This window comes from Micromonospora sp. WMMD967 (assembly GCF_029626165.1).
Taxonomy (GTDB): Bacteria; Actinomycetota; Actinomycetes; order Mycobacteriales; family Micromonosporaceae; genus Micromonospora; species Micromonospora taraxaci.
This window is the reverse complement of the sequence record NZ_JARUBK010000003.1, coordinates 1-15475: the sequence shown is the minus strand read 5'-3', so window position 1 is coordinate 15475 and position 15475 is coordinate 1. Positions and strand designations below refer to the sequence as shown.

The 15475-nt window shown below is 72.5% G+C and carries 14 protein-coding genes and 1 pseudogene; 4 read left to right on the top strand and 11 right to left on the bottom strand.

The annotated features are described in order from the left end of the window. Both O7631_RS33235 and O7631_RS33230 read right to left on the bottom strand, forming a co-directional pair. On the bottom strand, positions 1-950 hold a 950-nt coding region (locus tag O7631_RS33235; protein WP_278148107.1), incomplete at its 3' end, for a 1-acyl-sn-glycerol-3-phosphate acyltransferase. After that, positions 950-1783 (bottom strand): patatin-like phospholipase family protein, encoded by an 834-nt coding sequence (locus O7631_RS33230; protein WP_278147795.1) that lies wholly within the window; start codon positions 1781-1783, stop codon positions 950-952. The genes O7631_RS33230 and O7631_RS33235, both read right to left, overlap by 1 nt. 164 nt (positions 1784-1947) lie before the next feature. Here O7631_RS33230 and O7631_RS33225 point away from each other — a divergent pair, with 164 nt between their 5' ends. Then, entirely contained in the window at positions 1948-3387 is a 1440-nt protein-coding gene (locus tag O7631_RS33225; protein ID WP_278147796.1) for a serine/threonine-protein kinase, read from the top strand. Positions 3388-3573: 186 nt separating this feature from the next. Here O7631_RS33225 and O7631_RS33220 read toward each other — a convergent pair whose 3' ends face one another. From O7631_RS33220 to O7631_RS33180, 9 genes are all read right to left on the bottom strand, one after another. Next, complete coding sequence (locus O7631_RS33220) at positions 3574-4629, bottom strand: glycosyltransferase family 4 protein (protein WP_278148097.1); 1056 nt, start codon at positions 4627-4629, stop codon at positions 3574-3576. A 158-nt stretch (positions 4630-4787) separates the two neighbouring features. Further along, on the bottom strand, positions 4788-5456 hold the full coding sequence (locus O7631_RS33215) for a BON domain-containing protein (RefSeq protein ID WP_278147797.1): 669 nt from the start codon (positions 5454-5456) through the stop codon (positions 4788-4790). Positions 5457-5638: 182 nt separating this feature from the next. Beyond that, complete coding sequence (locus tag O7631_RS33210) at positions 5639-7225, bottom strand: trypsin-like peptidase domain-containing protein (RefSeq protein ID WP_278147798.1); 1587 nt, start codon at positions 7223-7225, stop codon at positions 5639-5641. Between the two features lie 62 nt (positions 7226-7287). Then, a complete protein-coding gene (locus tag O7631_RS33205) occupies positions 7288-8874 on the bottom strand; it encodes a HAMP domain-containing sensor histidine kinase (protein WP_278142469.1) in 1587 nt (528 codons plus the stop codon). Continuing rightward, the gene (locus O7631_RS33200) at positions 8871-9572 is read right to left on the bottom strand and encodes a response regulator transcription factor (protein ID WP_030336721.1); all 702 of its coding nucleotides are present in this window, start codon (positions 9570-9572) and stop codon (positions 8871-8873) included. The genes O7631_RS33205 and O7631_RS33200 overlap by 4 nt, the downstream gene beginning before the upstream one ends. Positions 9573-9657: 85 nt before the next feature. Continuing rightward, positions 9658-10269 carry a PadR family transcriptional regulator gene (locus tag O7631_RS33195; RefSeq protein ID WP_278142470.1) on the bottom strand — a complete coding sequence of 204 codons (612 nt, stop codon included), beginning with the start codon at positions 10267-10269 and terminating at the stop codon, positions 9658-9660. Further along, complete coding sequence (locus tag O7631_RS33190; RefSeq protein WP_278142471.1) at positions 10266-11093, bottom strand: DUF4097 family beta strand repeat-containing protein; 828 nt, start codon at positions 11091-11093, stop codon at positions 10266-10268. The genes O7631_RS33195 and O7631_RS33190 overlap by 4 nt, the downstream gene beginning before the upstream one ends. 448 nt (positions 11094-11541) lie before the next feature. After that, positions 11542-12480 carry a lysophospholipid acyltransferase family protein gene (locus tag O7631_RS33185; protein WP_278142472.1) on the bottom strand — a complete coding sequence of 313 codons (939 nt, stop codon included), beginning with the start codon at positions 12478-12480 and terminating at the stop codon, positions 11542-11544. After that, complete coding sequence (locus O7631_RS33180) at positions 12477-13253, bottom strand: GNAT family N-acyltransferase (RefSeq protein WP_278142473.1); 777 nt, start codon at positions 13251-13253, stop codon at positions 12477-12479. Before O7631_RS33180 ends, O7631_RS33185 begins: the two co-directional genes overlap by 4 nt. A gap of 157 nt (positions 13254-13410) precedes the next feature. Here O7631_RS33180 and O7631_RS33175 point away from each other — a divergent pair, with 157 nt between their 5' ends. The 3 genes and pseudogenes from O7631_RS33175 to O7631_RS33165 all read left to right on the top strand — a co-directional run. Beyond that, on the top strand, positions 13411-14058 hold the full coding sequence (locus O7631_RS33175) for a hypothetical protein (protein WP_278142474.1): 648 nt from the start codon (positions 13411-13413) through the stop codon (positions 14056-14058). A 141-nt stretch (positions 14059-14199) separates the two neighbouring features. Beyond that, positions 14200-15135, top strand: coding sequence for an ABC transporter ATP-binding protein (locus O7631_RS33170; protein ID WP_278142475.1), 936 nt, complete (start codon positions 14200-14202; stop codon positions 15133-15135). Next, a pseudogene (locus tag O7631_RS33165) lies at positions 15132-15475 on the top strand (ABC transporter permease); the annotation flags it as partial. The gene O7631_RS33170 and the pseudogene O7631_RS33165, both read left to right, overlap by 4 nt.

The window sequence follows — 15475 nt, the reverse complement described above, 5'->3', positions numbered from 1 at the left end:
CCGATGCGTTGCTGCCGCCCGACCGGGATGTCCTCCGGCGGCACGGACCAGAACCGCATCACGATCCGCTTGTCCATCGGAAGTTCCCGCCAGACGTCCGCCACCGTGAGCATCCGGTCCAACCCGGTGTGGGCGACGAAGATGACCCCGGCGTCCGGGGCGGCGTCCAGCGCGGCCAGCATTCCGCCGGGCTGCGGGGCGAGTACGTGACGCATCCGCTCGGCGCGCAGTGCCATCCGTTCCATCCCGAGCGAGCGCAGCCGGGCGATGGCACGCAGCCGCCGCTTGGGGGTGAAGTTGCCGCCCTCCGGGAAGATCACGAACGCGTCGTTGTCGTCCAGGCCCGCAGCCAGGTGTCCGACCTGGCGTACCGTCTCCTCGCCGCGCTCCGGCGTCGGCGCGATGAACCGGTTGGGCAGCCTGTTGAGCAGCACGTCGATCGCCGGGTCCCACTGGAGGCTGTCCTTGAGGACGATGCGTGGCTCCCGTTTGAACCAGTTGACCAGCCCGTGGATCAGGATGAACGAGTCGCCCGGCCCGGCGTGCCGGCACAGCACCAACTCGGGCCGGCCGGGCAGCGCGGTGTCCGGGTCGGTGCCCACCACGTCGATGCTCAGCCGCAGTGTCCACCGTGCCTGCCAGAACAGCACCCGCAGGAACCAGCCGGCCAGCACGTAGTGCGCGCGTTGGAAGGCCGGGGACCGGGTCCGCCAGCCGAAGCCGGAGGCGACCCAGAGCAGGAACAGCGCGATCAGCGCGGCGGCGTCCCAGACCAGGTAGACGCACCCGATCCAGAGCAGCCGCAGCGGCCGCAACCGACCCGGGACCAGCGGAGACGCGGCGGCGGCGAGCAGCGCCCAGATCGGCAGGGTGGTGACCACCACGAACGCCAGCCCCACCACGGCGGGGGCGAACAGCAACCGACGCAGCCACCTGGGGGGCAGCGGCATCATCGCTCCTGGTGGGTGGCGAGGTAGCGGCGGGAGGCGGTGTACGCCCGGCTGATCCGCCGCCCCACGGCCGCCATGTCCCGGTACGCCCACGGCGTGTCGTCGCGGGGGTTGAGCCCACCGGTCGGCAGGACGTGCACCTCCACTCCCTCGGGCAGCGCCGCCAACTCGCGGAAGAACCGGTGTCGGCGGGAGATCTCGAACGCGACCTGGGCGATCTCCCACGGCCGTCGGGGCGGCGTCAACTCCCGCTCGATGCGGCCCACCTGGAGGACGTAGATCCGACGTGCGCCGACGGCCACCGCCTCGCCGATCGGGATGGAGTTGACGATGCCCCCGTCCACGTAGTGCGCGCCGTCGATCTGCATGGGCGGGAGCAGGCCGGGCACCGAGGCCGACGCCAGCACCGCCGGCACCACCGGACCGCTGTCGAACCAGTGCTCGGCCGCCCGCTCGATGTGCGCGGCGCAGCAGCGAAAGGGCACCCGCAGGTCGGCGAAGGTGGTGTCCACCCCCAGCTCGGTCTCCAGCAACCGGCGCAGTGGGCGAGGTGAGTGCAGATGGGTACGGGCGGCGAAGCGGCGCAACTGCCGGGCGACCGAGTCCCCGTACACCTCGCTCGCCTCCGGCGAGGCCCAGAGCCGGACGAGCCGGTCGGTCACCGCCTCCGTCGGGTCGGCGGCGACCAGCGCGCCGTTCACCGCGCCGATCGAGGTGCCGAGCACCATGTCGGGTTTGATGCCGGCGCGGAACAACGCGCGCAACATGCCCACCTCGACCGCGCCGAGCACGCCCCCGCCGCCGAGCACGAATGCCACAGGTCCCCCCGCCATGCCCCTCATCCTGGCACGGGCGCGCAGCCGACCGGCCGGCCACCGTCGCCGGGCGGTCGGCGCACACCAGGCACCGCCCGCCGACCGGCGCGGCGACGGCGTTGACAGGCAGGACACATTCGCGCAACCTGATACCGCTCCCACCCCTGAGGCAGGTGCGATCTGTGAAGGCAGCACTGCATCCGGGCCGGTTGCTGGCTCGCAGATATCGACTTCTCGACCAGATCGGTGCCGGCGGCATGTCGGTCATCTGGCGCGCCCGGGACGAGGTGCTGGACCGGCTGGTCGCCCTCAAGGTCCTCGCTCCTTCGCTGGCCGCCGACGCGCGTTTCCGGGGCATGGTGCGCGAGGAGGCCCGGGCCGCGGCCCAGTTGGTGCACCCACACCTGACCTCGGTGCACGACTACGGCGAGACTGTCGATCCGGACGGTTCGATCACCTCGTTCGTGGTGATGGAGCTGCTCGACGGCGAGGAGTTGGAGCTGCGCCTCACCGAGGGGCCGTTGCCGTGGGCCGAGGCGGTCCAGGTGGGCGCGCAGGTCGCGGAGGCACTGGCCGCGGCGCACCGGCTCGGCATCGTGCACCGGGACATCACCCCGGCCAACGTGATGATGACCGGCACGGGCGTCAAGGTGCTCGACTTCGGCATCGCCACCCGGATCGGCGCACCGGACGAGGACGAGGACGGCGAGACCTTCGGCACGCCCGCGTACGTCGCGCCGGAACGCCTCGACGGCGCGCCGGCCCAGCCGTCCACCGACGTGTACTCACTCGGCGTGCTGCTGTACGAGGCGCTCACCGGTCGGGTTCCGTACCCGGCCGACACCTGGGAGCAGCTCAGCGCCGCCCTGGCCGACGGCCCGCCACCGACACTCGCCGAGCTGCCGGAGCTGCCCCCGCCGGTGGCCCGGATCTGCCTGCGCAGCCTCGCCCGGGATCCGGCCGACCGGCCGACCGCCCGGCAGGTCGCCACAGTGTTGCGCGGCCATCTGCTGCCGCCCGATCCCCCGGCCGCGACCATCCGGGTGCCCACCCGGCCTCTTCCGCCGCAGCCGGTCGACCCGCCGCCGGCGGCCGAAGGGGCGGCGGCCGAAGGGGCGGCGGCCGACTCGGGTTGGTCCCGACGACGGCTGGCACTGCTGCTCGTCCTGGCCGTCGGTGTGGCACTGGCCGGTGTGGCCCTGCTGCCCGAGCAGCGGCCGACGCCCCGCACGCAGCCCTCGGTGGGCCCGACGACGACCTCGCCCAGCGACCCGCCAGTTCCACCGTCGTCCGAGCCGACCACGCCCTCGCCGACGACGCCGAGCACCGGCAACACGCCCACGTCGCGTCCGGGGAGCCTGGTCGAGGCGGCCGGCCGGGTCGACGGGCTGATCACCGCAGGCCTGAACGCCGGGGAGATCCGTGACGACGTGGGTCTCGACCTGCGCAACGAGCTGCGCAACCTGACGGCCGCGGTCAGTTCCGGCCGCGACGAACTGGCGCCGCCGGTGGCCCGGCTGCGGGAAAAGGTCGCGGTGCGCCTCGGCGAGGGTGGCATCAGTCCGGGGTACGCGTCGCAGCTCGACGCCGCGATCGCCGACCTGGGGGCAGCCCGGGTCTAGACGAGTGGGTCCGAAGTCTGGTCGGTGGTCGCCATCCGCTTCGGCTGGCCCACCGTGCCGATGTGCTGTTGAGCGATATACCTCAGAGTCATAAATATGACTCTGAGGTATATCGCGCACCGTCGCATCCGCCCTGACGGAGGTGACCGACGGTCACCGCCGGCCGCGCCCACAGACCGGGGCAGGTCAGCGGACCGGCACCCAGGCCGATTCGCGGAGGTCGTGACCCCTGACGGCGAAACCTCGGTAGACCTCGACGTAGTCGTTCGCCATCCGCTCGACCGAGAAGTTCTCCGCGACGTGCGCCACGCAGTCCTCCGGGTCGAGCTGCTCGACGGCGAGCACCGCGGCGGGCAGCTCCTCCGGCCGTTCGCACACCAGCCCGGTCAGCCCGGGGCGCACCAGCTCCGGCACCGCGCCCCGGTTGAGCGCCACCACAGGTGTGCCGGTCGCCATCGCTTCCAGCATCACCATGCCGAACGGCTCGTCCCACTGGATCGGCATGATCAGACAGCGGGCGTCGACGAGCATCCGCAGCGTCTCCGCGCGGTCGGCGTTGAGCACGACAGTCACGTCCTCGTCGACCAGCGGCGCGACGACCTGCTCGTAGTAGCGACGCTCGGCCGGCTCGTTGCACTTGCCGGCCAGCAGCAGGGGCAACCCGGCCTCCCGGCAGGCCCGGATGGCGACCTCCGGGCCCTTGTCCGGGCTGAACCGGGCCAGCCACAGCACCGGCCCCCGGCCGGGCGCGTTCTTCCGCGGGAAACCACTGATGTCCAGTGCGTTGTGCACGGTGCCGGCCCAGGGCAGGTCGGTGTTCAAGCGACGTTGAGCGTGCGAGATGGCCACCAGGGCGACGCCCTGGTCGACGTCGCTCAGCACGTCGCCGTACTCCCCGACGGGGTTGCCGTGCACGGTCGCGACCGTCGGCACCGCCCGGCGGCCGGCGACCAGCGGGCCGATCGTGGTGTGGTCGTGGATCACGTCGAAGTCGGCGGCCGTGATCAGCCGGTTCACCCGGGCCAGGTGGGCCAGCTCCGGCAGTGACTCGCCGAGCCGCTCGTACTGGACCTCGGGAACTGTGGAGACGAAGCCGTCGGCCGCCGTGCCGTGGTCGCTACCGGCACCGAACAGCGTGACCGCGTGTCCCTGCACGCTGAGGGCGTCCACCAGGCCGGCGACGACCTGTTCGAGGCCGCCGTAGCCGGGAGGCGGCACTGACAACCATGGCGGGACCACCATCGCGATGCGCAACGACCGCCCTCTCGGCCGGTCCGCGGGCGGGTGGATCAGGGCCACGAGTCCTCCGCGTTGGTCCCCGGTGCAAGCGTCACCGGCGGTCGGAACGGTCGGCGGCGAGTTCCCCGGGACGCCCCCGGTAAACCGGACAAGCCGGACGCTCACCCGCCGACCAGGAGTTGGTCGTGCACCACCCGTACGCCCGGCGCGGACCAGGCCACCCGCTCGACCTGGTCGCGTTCCCACCAGGACCGGACCACCCCGGCCAGGACGAGCGTGTCGCCGTCCACCTCGACGGTCACCCGCTCGGCACCGATGGTGCGCGCCAGCGCCCGCTGCACGTCCCGACGCAGCAGTTCGGCCGGTGGCGCCGGCGGTCGCACCTCGATCAGGTTGGTGATCCCCCGTACGCCGTCGAGCCGGCGCACCGCCCCCTCGGCGGCACGCCGCTGCCACCCGAACTCGACCTCACCGCGGAGCATCAGCCACCCGTTGGCCACCGTCACGTCCAGCCGCTCGGCGGGCACGAAACTGTCCCACTCCAGCGCGCGGGCGGCGGCGATGGCGACCTCGCCGTCGGTACGCCCCGGCGTGCCCGGCAGCCGCACCTCGATCTCGTCGGCCACCGCCCGGACGCCGCGGACCCGCTGCGCGCACCGGGTCGCCGCCCAACCGCGGGCGGCACCGTCCACGAAGCCGGTCAGCGTGACCACACCCTCGTCGACGCTCACACCGATCTCGTTCGGTTGCAGCTGGGCGTCCCAGGCGAGCTGCGCCAGGACGTCGCGTTGGATCCGCTGGTCGTCGCGGACATCCACCACGTCGGTCACGACACCTACCCCCGGTTCCGGTCGCCGAGACTCGTCGCTCCCGAAGGTGCCGGAGAACCGGGTGACGGCGGTTCACCCGATCAGGGTGAACCGCCGTCACGGCGGAAAAGAGCGGCGGGTGACGGAGCCGACCCCCTCGGCTCCACCACCCGCCGCCGGAGGGAGGCAGGTTCAGATGTGTGTCACGGCGTCTCGGCGAGCGTCACGGTCACCGTCTTCTCGTCGCCGTTGCGCTTGAACTGCACCTCGACCCGGTCGCCGACCTTGCCGGCCTGCACCGCGCCGACCAGGTCGTCGGAGTCGTTGACCGGCTTGTCGCCGAACCGGGTGACGACGTCGCCGCGCTGGAGGCCGGCCTTCTCGGCCGGGCTGCCCGGGGTGACCGACGCGACGAGCGCGCCGCCGCCTTCGGCCTGGTTGACGCCGACCCCGAGCGACGGGTGGCTGACCTTCTCGCCGCGCTGGAGCTTGCCCGCGACGTCCTTGGCCTTGTTGCTGGGGATGGCGAAGCCGACGCCGATGTTGCCGGTGCTCTGGCCGGAGGTCGCGATGGCGGTGTTCACGCCGATCACCTCGCCCCGGGTGTTGACCAGCGCGCCGCCGGAGTTGCCGGGGTTGATCGGCGCGTCGGTCTGGAGCAGGCCGGAGATCGAGCTGACGGTCTGGCTCTGCTGCTGGGTCGGGTCCTGCGGCTGACCCTCGCCGGCCCGGATGGTGCGGTCGCGGGCGCTGAGGATGCCCGACGTCACCGAACCCTGCAGGCCGAGCGGGCTGCCCAACGCCAGCACCTGGTCACCGACCTGCATGGCGTCGCTGTCACCGAACTTGGCCGCCTTGAGGTCGCTCACGCCGTTGGCCTTGACCACGGCCAGGTCGGTCTTCGGGTCGGTGCCGATGACCTTCGCCTCGGCCTTCTTGCCGTCAGCGAAGATCACCAGCACGTTGCCACCGGCGGCGGAGGCGACCACGTGGTTGTTGGTCAGCACGTACCCGTCGGCGCTGAGCACCACCCCGGAACCCTCACCGCTGTCGGTGGTGATCGAGACGACGCTGTCCTGCACGGACGCGGCGATCTTCGGCAGGTCCGCGCCGTTGATCACCGGTGCCGCCGAGTAGGTGCGGGTGACGCCGCCGCCGTCACCGTCGAGGGCCAGGGCGAGCGCGCCACCGGCGACGCCCGACCCGAGCATCAGGGCGAACACCGCGACGCCGGCCCCGGCGAACTTGGCGATCCGACCCGGCCGAGGGCCGCTGCCGGGCGGCGCGACCTGCGGGCCCCACGGAGGAACCGGCTGGCCCGGGTGCTGGGGGTGCTGCCCGGGGTGCTGGGCGTGCTGCTGGTGCTGACCCGGGTACGCCATGCCCGGCTGGCCCCCGCCGGCCCAGCCGGACTGCTGGCCCGGGTACCAGGGAGCACCGGGGTACTGACCGGCGCTCTGCTGCGGGTAGCCGGACTGGCCGTGCGCCGGGTAGCCGGAGACCGGGTACGGCGGCGCGGACGGGGTGGCGGCCGAGGGCTGGTAGGCGGTCGGCGGCTCGTACCCGGTCGGCTGGTGGGCGGGCGCGGAGGGGCCGGCCGGCGCGGGCGACGCGGTCGGGGTCACGGCGCTCGTCGGCGTGTCGTCACCGCTGGTGGAGACGACCTCGATGGGAGTGGTCGGGGAGTCGGACTGCGCGCGCTCGTCGCGCGGCAGCTCGGCGGTGGGGTGCGACGGCTCGGCGTCGGTGGGGGCCGGCCGGCGCTGCGGGTCGGACTCGAACTCGGTCATGGCACTACCTTCCCCCCCAGCTCTGCGATCAAGCTGGAACCGTCCTGGAAGTTGGCTGAAAGTCACTCGCCGGCGTCGTCGACCTGTGCCAGCAGCGGAAGCCGGACCCGGAAGGTAGCCCCGCCACCCGGCGTCTCGGCCACCTCGACCGAACCGTGGTGAGCCGCGACCAACGCCGCCACGATGGCCAGGCCGAGGCCGGTGCCGGTGTTGCCGTCAGCCCGCCGGGTCCGTGCCGCGTCCGCCCGGTAGAATCGCTCGAAGACCCGTTCGGCCTGCTCCGGGGAGAGGCCCGGGCCGGTGTCGGCCACCTCCACCACGGCGAAGCCGCCCGGTTCGCTGCGCAACCGCACACGGATCTCGGCGTCGGTCGGAGTGTGGGTCAACGCGTTGGTGACCAGGTTGCCGATCACCTGGCGCAGCCGCGCGTCGTCGGCGGAGACCACGAGCGGGCCCGCGTCGGGCGCGATCTCCAGCTCGATGCGCCGGTCCGGGGCGATCGCCCGGGCCGCGTGCACCGCGTCGGAGGCGAGCACCGGCAGCTCCACCGGAGTCAGCGAGAGCGGCCGTTCCCGGTCCAGGCGGGCGAGCAGCAGCAGGTCCTCCACCAGCAGTCCCATCCGCGCCGCTTCGTCCTCGATGCGGCGCAGCAGGCCGGCGGTCTGCTCCGGCGCGCGGGAGGCGCCCTGCCGGTACAGCTCGGCGAAACCACGGATGGTGGTCAGCGGGGTCCGTAGCTCGTGCGAGGCGTCCGCGACGAACTGCCGCATCCGCTCCTCCGAGCGCCGGGCCCGCGCCTCGGATGCCTGGGCGGAGGCCGCCGCGTCCCGGGCGGCGCTCTCCGCCCACCTCGCCGCGGTCTCCGAGGCTGCTCGGGCGGTGAACGCCACCTCGATCTGGGTGAGCATCGCGTTGAGCGCGCGGGAGAGCCGCCCCAGCTCGGAGGTGGGATGCTCCTGCCCCTGCTCCGGATCGGGCACCCGGCGGGTCAGGTCACCCCCGGCAATGGCGGCGGCGGTGCGTTCGATCTCCACCAGCGGTTTCAGGCTGGTGCGGACGATCGCCGCGCCGACCGAGGCCAGCATGATCAGCACCGCACCGCCGACCAGCAGGTCGATCCAGGCCAGTCGTTTGACGGCCTGGTCGACATCCGTCAGGTGCTGGCCGATCACGGCCATCTGGCCGTTGGGCAGCTCGGTGTAGAGCATCCGCCAGCGCACCGAGCTGTCCCGGGCCCGAACGGTGAACGGATTTCCCTCGCGGGCCTCGTCCTGCGCCTGGAAGCCGCTCGCGTCACTCGGCCACGGCGGCAGATCGTCCACCCCGAAGCGGGACGAGTCGTACAGGGGCGGTTGCACCCTGCCGGTCCGCGCGTCGGTCAGCACGACCACGTAGTCGCTGGGCAGCGAGACGGTGTTCGTCGACGGCGTGATCGACTGGATCCCCTTCTCCGTGATGGACTGGATTCCCTTGGCCGAGCTACGCAGCTCCAGGTCGATCTGGTCGACCAGGTAGTTGTGCAGGAAGTACGCGGTCGAGACGCTGATCACCAGCAGCGCGACGGCGACCAGCGCCAGCACCGAGGTGACCAGCTTGATCCGCAGTGGAACGCCGCGCACCCGCCCCTTCGCCTGCTGGACCGGGTTCACGCCGCCGGCTTGCGCAGGACGTACCCGACGCCACGGAGGGTGTGGATCAGCCGAGGCTGGGTGGTGTCGACCTTGCGCCGCAGGTACGAGATGTAGGACTCGACGATGTTGTCGTCACCGCGGAAGTCGTAGTTCCAGACGTGGTCGAGGATCTGCGCCTTGGACAGCACCCGGTTGGCGTTGAGCATCAGGTACCGCAGCAGCTTGAACTCCGTCGGCGAGAGCTGCACGCGCTGCCCGGCCCGGTGCACCTCGTGGGTCTCCTCGTCCAACTCCAGGTCGGCGAAGGTGAGCCGGGAGGGTGCCTGCTCGCCGGTCGTGGTGCGGCGCAGCACGGCGCGGATCCGGGCGGTCAACTCCTCCAGGCTGAACGGCTTGGTGACGTAGTCGTCACCGCCCAGGGTGAGGCCACGGATCTTGTCGTCGGTGGCGTCCCGGGCGGTCAGGAAGACCACCGGGGTACGCGTGCCGCCCTCGCGGAGCATGCGGATGACCTCGAACCCGTCCAGGTCCGGCAGCATCACGTCGAGGACCACCAGGTCGGGCCGGTGGTCCTTGGCGGCGTTGAGCGCCGCGCTCCCACTTGTCGCGGTGGCCACGTCGAAGCCCGCGAACCGCAGGCTCGCGGAGAGCAGTTCGAGGATGTTGGGGTCGTCCTCGACCACGAGGAGTCGCGCCTCGGTCTGGGTAGCGGGCATGGGCCCATCATCGGTGACATCACTGCGTCGGCGCTGGACGGTTCCTGCAAAAACCCTGTGAGTCGCGGTCGACTGGTTTTCCGACTCAGCGCAACAGGCGGCGCAGCCCGTCCAGGGCGCCGTCGAGCAACCTGATCGCGGTGCGGAGTTGCGTCTCGCTGAACCGTCGGGCGCGCACGAGTTGACCCACCTCGGAGGTGAACGCGGCCAGCCGCGTGTCGAACTCGTCGAGCAGCGCGGCGTGCGGCCCGGTGGCCGACGCCGGCCGGGGCGGCGGTGCGGGCGTCTCCCACCGGGTACGCCGGGTCTGCCGGGTGGCCTCGCTCAGCTCCCGCTTGAGGTCGCGTACCGACCCGCGTACCTCGCTGCGGATCTCGCCGGCCAGGCTGGAGAGGTCGGCCACCGAGGCGGCGATGTCCGCTTCCAGCTCGGTCAACTCGCCGGCCCGCTGGCGCAGCTCGGCACGACCAGCGTCGGTGATGTCGTACGTCTTGCGGCCACCGGCTGCGGTGTGGCTGACGAGGCCCTCGGCCTCCAACCGTTGGAGGCGGGGGTAGATGGTGCCGGCGCTGGGCGCGTAGAGCCCGAGGAACCGGTCCTCCAGAAGGCGGATCAGCTCGTACCCGTGCTTCGGGCCGTCGTCGAGGAGCTTGAGCAGGTAGAGCCGGAGCCGTCCGTGGCTGAACACGGCGGTCACGGCAACTCCTCCCCATCGTCGTCGACGGCTCGGGCGAGCAGGGCGATGCTCCCCGAGGTCGCGGAAGCCCAGAGCTTACCTTCGCCCGCGCCGAGCACCCCTTCACTGCTGCGCAGTGGGAACGTCGAGGTGCGGATCTGCGGAAAGCCACTGGTGATCCGGCCCGAGGCGGTCTGCAGTTGCACGGCGAGGTCGCTGTCCTCGCGGACCCGGACGGTGATGCCGCCCGAGATGGTGGTCAGCCGGATCTCGCTGCGTCGAGGGTTCTCCACCAGGTCGCAGGTGATCGCGCCGGAGACGGTCTGCGCCCGCACCCGGTCGGCGGCGCTGTCGGCGAGGATCACCTCGCCGGAGACCGTCTCCATGGAGAGGTCGCCACGGATGCCGAGCGCCTCCACCGGCCCGGACGTGATGGTCGCGGAGGTGTTGCCCCGCAGGCCCATCAGGGTGATCTGGCCGGAGACGACGTGCACTGTGGTCTGCCGGCGCAGGCCGGAGGCGACCAACGAGCCCGCGACCAGACCCAGATCGGCGAGGACGTCGGCGGGCACGGCGACGGAGACGTCCACCCGCGGGTACCGGTGGATCATCCGAAACCACCGCAGGACGTCCGACCAGCTCCGGCCGCGCTCCTGGCGGATGCTGAGCCGGCCGTCGGAGTGGTCGATCACTACCGGCCGGCGACCGACCTGGGTGACGTCGATCCGGGTCGGGCCGTCGGTGGCGACCACGTTGAGCCGTCCGCTCACCAGCCGGACGTCCAGCCGGGTGACCGGACCGTCCACGGTGAGCCGCTGCGGGCTCTCGACCGTCCATCCGGCCATGGCGTCCCCCTCTCGACGATGCGACACGCCGACACGTGCCACACCAGGAGACACTAACGCGATACATCGCGACATCACAAGATAGGTCGCGAGCCGCCAGACCACCAACCCCCAAGACCTCTGCCGAAACCCCCACACCACCCACGCCCGCCCGCCCCGCGCCGCCCGCGCCACCCGCCCCGCGCCGCGCCGCGCCGCGCCCAAGATCCGCGCAACTTCCCGGATGTTGCTGCCTCAGGCGCTCCGGAGGCAGCAACATCCCCGATCCTGCGCGGATCTTGGCGGGTGATCCCGCGGCGGAGGCCGCGGGGCGGGGGGCCCGGGAGGGCGCGGGGCGGGGGCCCGGGAGGGCGCGGGGCGGGGGCCCGGGAGGGCGCGGGGCGGGGGCCCGGGAGGGCGCGGGGTGGAGGGCGGGGGCGGGGACGGGGGCGGGCGGGGGCGGGCGGGCTTAGGCCGCCAGGTCCAGGTCGCTTCCTGTGGTCGGCGTCGGGACGGGGACCGCCGGGGCCACTGTGGGAACCGCACGCAAGCGGGTCCGCGTCGCCGCGTCCGATGCGGGCAGCAGGTGTACGGCCGACTCGGCGGCCCGGGCCAGCAACCGCCGATCGGCGTCCCGGGCGGGGTGCAGTGCGGCGGCGATCGTCACCGAAACCACGATCTCCCGCGCCGCGACCACCCGGGCCACCGACCGCAGCAGGGTGTCCGCGCCGAGGAAGGCGGTCGCCGTGGTCGCGGAGCCGGTCGCGTCGCAGCGGTAGGCGAGCCGCAGCGGCACCACCGGGCTGCCTGCGTCGATCGCCGCCTGGAACGTCGCGGGCCGGAAACCACCACCAGGGCGGCAATCGTCGGCACCGTCACCCGCACACCAGGTCGTACCCTCCGGGAAGACCGCCACCGACCGGCCGGCGCGCAACGCGTCCGCGACCCGGCCGACGGTGCTCGGCAGTGCTCTCGGGCGGGACCGGTCCACGAAGACAGTGCCCGCCGCCGCCGCCAACAGGCCGACCACCGGCCAGGAGCGGATCTCCCGTTTGGCGACCATCCGGGTGGGCGCGACCGCCAGGACCGCGAGGATGTCCAGCCACGAGACGTGGTTGGCGACCAGCAGCGCCCGCCGTCGGGGCAGCCGGCCCCGGATCACCAGCCGGACGCCGAAGGCGCGAATGGTGGCCCGGGCCCAGCCGCGTACCGCCGCCTGCCGTTCCCGGGTTGGAAGCACCGGCAGCAGCAGCACCAGGCCGACCCCGGCGACCAACATGCCGGCCGCCGCCGCCAATCGCAGCGCCCGACGGGCCACCGGCACCGTGGGCACCTCACCGGCCACCGGCAGGCAGTCGTCGTCGCAGCCCGAGGAGGGCCGCCACAGGTCGTGCGCCACGGTGGTCACCGCTGCTCCCCGCCCAGGAAGTGCCGCAGGTACCGCGGGTTCATCCGGTCCAGCGAGAAGAGCACGTAGAAGTCCGCGCACCCGAAGTCGCTGTCGTACGCGGGTTCACCGCAGATCCACGCGCCGAGCCGGAGGTAGCCCCGCAGCAGCGGCGGCACCACGACGCGCCCAGCCGGCTCGGCGGCGGTCACCGGTGCGGCGGCCGCCGGTTCGGCGAACCAGGGTCGGAGCGGACGGACCCGCAGCGGCGGCGGCGACAGGTGCCGCGTCTGGGCCTGGGCCCAGACCTCGGCGACCGTCCGTCCACCGTCGTCCACCGGCACCGAGGCGCAGCCGCCGAGCCAGCGGGAGCCGCGCAGGTGCAGGTAGCGGGTCAGACCGGCCCACATCAGGTTGATCACCGCGCCGGAGCGGTGGTCCGGATGCACACAGGACCGGCCCGTCTCCACCAGGTCGTCGCGGAGGGAGTCGAGCGCGGTGAGGTCGAACTCGCCCTCGGCGTACCGGCGGGGGGTCCGGCCGGGCGGCAGCAGCCGGTAGGTGCCGACCACCGCGCCGGTGCTGTCCTCACGGACGATCAGATGGTCGCAGTACGCGTCGAAGGGATCCACGTCCAGCCCGGCCTGGCCGGGACGGAGGGTGGCGCCGAGCTCGGTGGCGAACACCTCGTGGCGCAGGCGTTGCGCGGCCGCGACCTGGGTGGGGTCGTCGGCGATCAGCAGGGTGTATCCGCTGGTCTTCAGGGGTGCGCCAGCGGCATGCAGAACGGCCATGGGATCTGTGTAGGTGCCTGGGTTGCCATTCACGGGGACCACCGGTGTCGATCGGATGAACGCCGGCAGGCGAGACCGCGAGCACCACAGGGTTCCGCCCGTGCGAGGCTGCCGGGACGGCCGGCGAGGACGCTGGTACGCCACCTGGAGGTCGACGATGCGCATCGAGTCCCGCTACAACGGGCCCACCGGCTCCGGCAACGGCGGATGGAGCGCGGGGGTGTTCGCCGCCGAGGCGGGCGGAACCGGGCCGGTCGAGGTGACACTGCGCCGACCACCGCCGCTGGAGACCGAGCTGCGGCTGGTCGACGGCGAGGTCCGGGACCCGGCGGGGGACCTGGTGGCCGAGGTACGCCCGGTCGACGCGGTCGATGCCGTCGTACCCCCGGTCGACCTGGAGACCGCGGTGGCCGCCGCGACCCGCTACCCGGGGCTGGTCGAGCATCCGTTCCCCGGCTGTTACGTCTGCGGACCGCAGCGGTCCGACGGGCTGCGGATCTTTCCCGGCCCCTTGCCGGACGGGCGGACCGCCGCGCCGTTCCGGGCCCCCGGACAAGTCAGCGAGGCCACGGTCTGGGCGGCGTTGGACTGTCCCGGTGGGTGGACGGTGCTCGCGCCCGGACGCCCGTACCTGCTGGGCCGGATCGCCGCCGTGGTCGCCGCGCTGCCGGCGCCCGGCGACGAGTGCGTGGTGACCGGGGCGCTGCTCGGCGTCGACGGGCGCAAGGCGACCGTGCACACCAGCCTGTACGGCCCGGACGGCGCGTTGCTGGGCGCGGCACGGGCGACCTGGATCGCCCGCTGATCCCGGTCGTCAACCGCAGGGAGGACCCGTCTCCACCCTGAGACGGATCAGGACATACGGACCGTGCCTGATTGACCTTGTTGCATTGGGCCGTCACGCTGTGCCACGGCGTACCTCGACGCCACGCACGGGAGGAGAACGATGACTGACGGGCAGAGAAGCCCCACCAGCGACGGTCAGATCGAGGTGTCCGGTCTGACAAAGCAGTACAAGAACGTCCGGGCGGTGAACAACCTGTCCTTCACCGTGGCGCCGGGGCGGGTGACCGGCTTCCTCGGCCCGAACGGCGCTGGTAAGACCACCACGCTGCGCATGTTGCTGAACCTGGTCACCCCGACCGCCGGCACGGCCACCATCAGCGGCAGCCGGTACGCGGACCTCGCCGACCCGCTGCGGCACGTCGGCGCGATCCTGGAGGCGTCCAGCGCGCACAAGGGCCGCACCGGCATCAACCACCTGCGGGTGATCTGCGCGGCGGCCGGGCTGCCCAAGCAGCGGGCCGCCGAGGTGCTGGAACTGGTCGGGTTGACCCCGGCGGCGAAGCGCAAGTTCAAGGGTTACTCGCTGGGCATGAAGCAGCGGCTCGGCATCGCCGCGGCGATGCTCGGTGACCCCCGGGTGCTGATCCTCGACGAGCCGGCCAACGGGTTGGACCCGGAGGGCATCCGGTGGATGCGTGGGTTCCTCAAGAACCTCGCCCACGAGGGTCGTACGGTGCTGGTCTCCAGCCACCTGCTGTCCGAGATGCAGCTGCTCGCCGACGACGTGGTGATCATCGCCGCCGGCCAGTTGATCCGGCAGGGCCCGGTCGACCAGGTGCTCGGGTCGATGGCACAGGGCGCGCAGGTCCGGGTACGTACGCCGCAGGCCGAGGCGCTGACCACTGCGCTCAAGGCGCAGTCGGCGACGGTGAACGTCGACGAGCAGGGCGTGCTGCTGGTCACCGGGGTGGACGCGCCGGCCATCGGCCGCGCTGCCCTCGCGGCCGGCGTGGAACTGCACGAACTGACCACCGAACGGCCCGACCTGGAACGGGTCTTCCTGGAGCTGACGGCCGGAAAGGCGGGCATCCGATGAACCTGGTCCGATCCGAGCTGCTCAAGATCCGTACCACCAACACCTGGTGGATCTTCGCGCTCATCTCGCTGCCGCTCTGGGCGCTCACCCTGCTGATCAACTGGCTGCAGGCCGACACCCTGACCAACGGCAACCTCGGCGAGGTGCCGGCCGACCAGGCCGACACCCTGGCGGCGGCGTCCAGCGCGGACGCGCTCTCCTCGAACCTGTTCACCACCGGGCAGTTCTTCGGCCTGCTGATCGTGATGCTGCTCGGCATCATCGTGGTGACCAGCGAGTTCTTCCACCAGACGGTCACCACCACGTTCCTCACCAACCCGCACCGCACCGCCGTGATGAG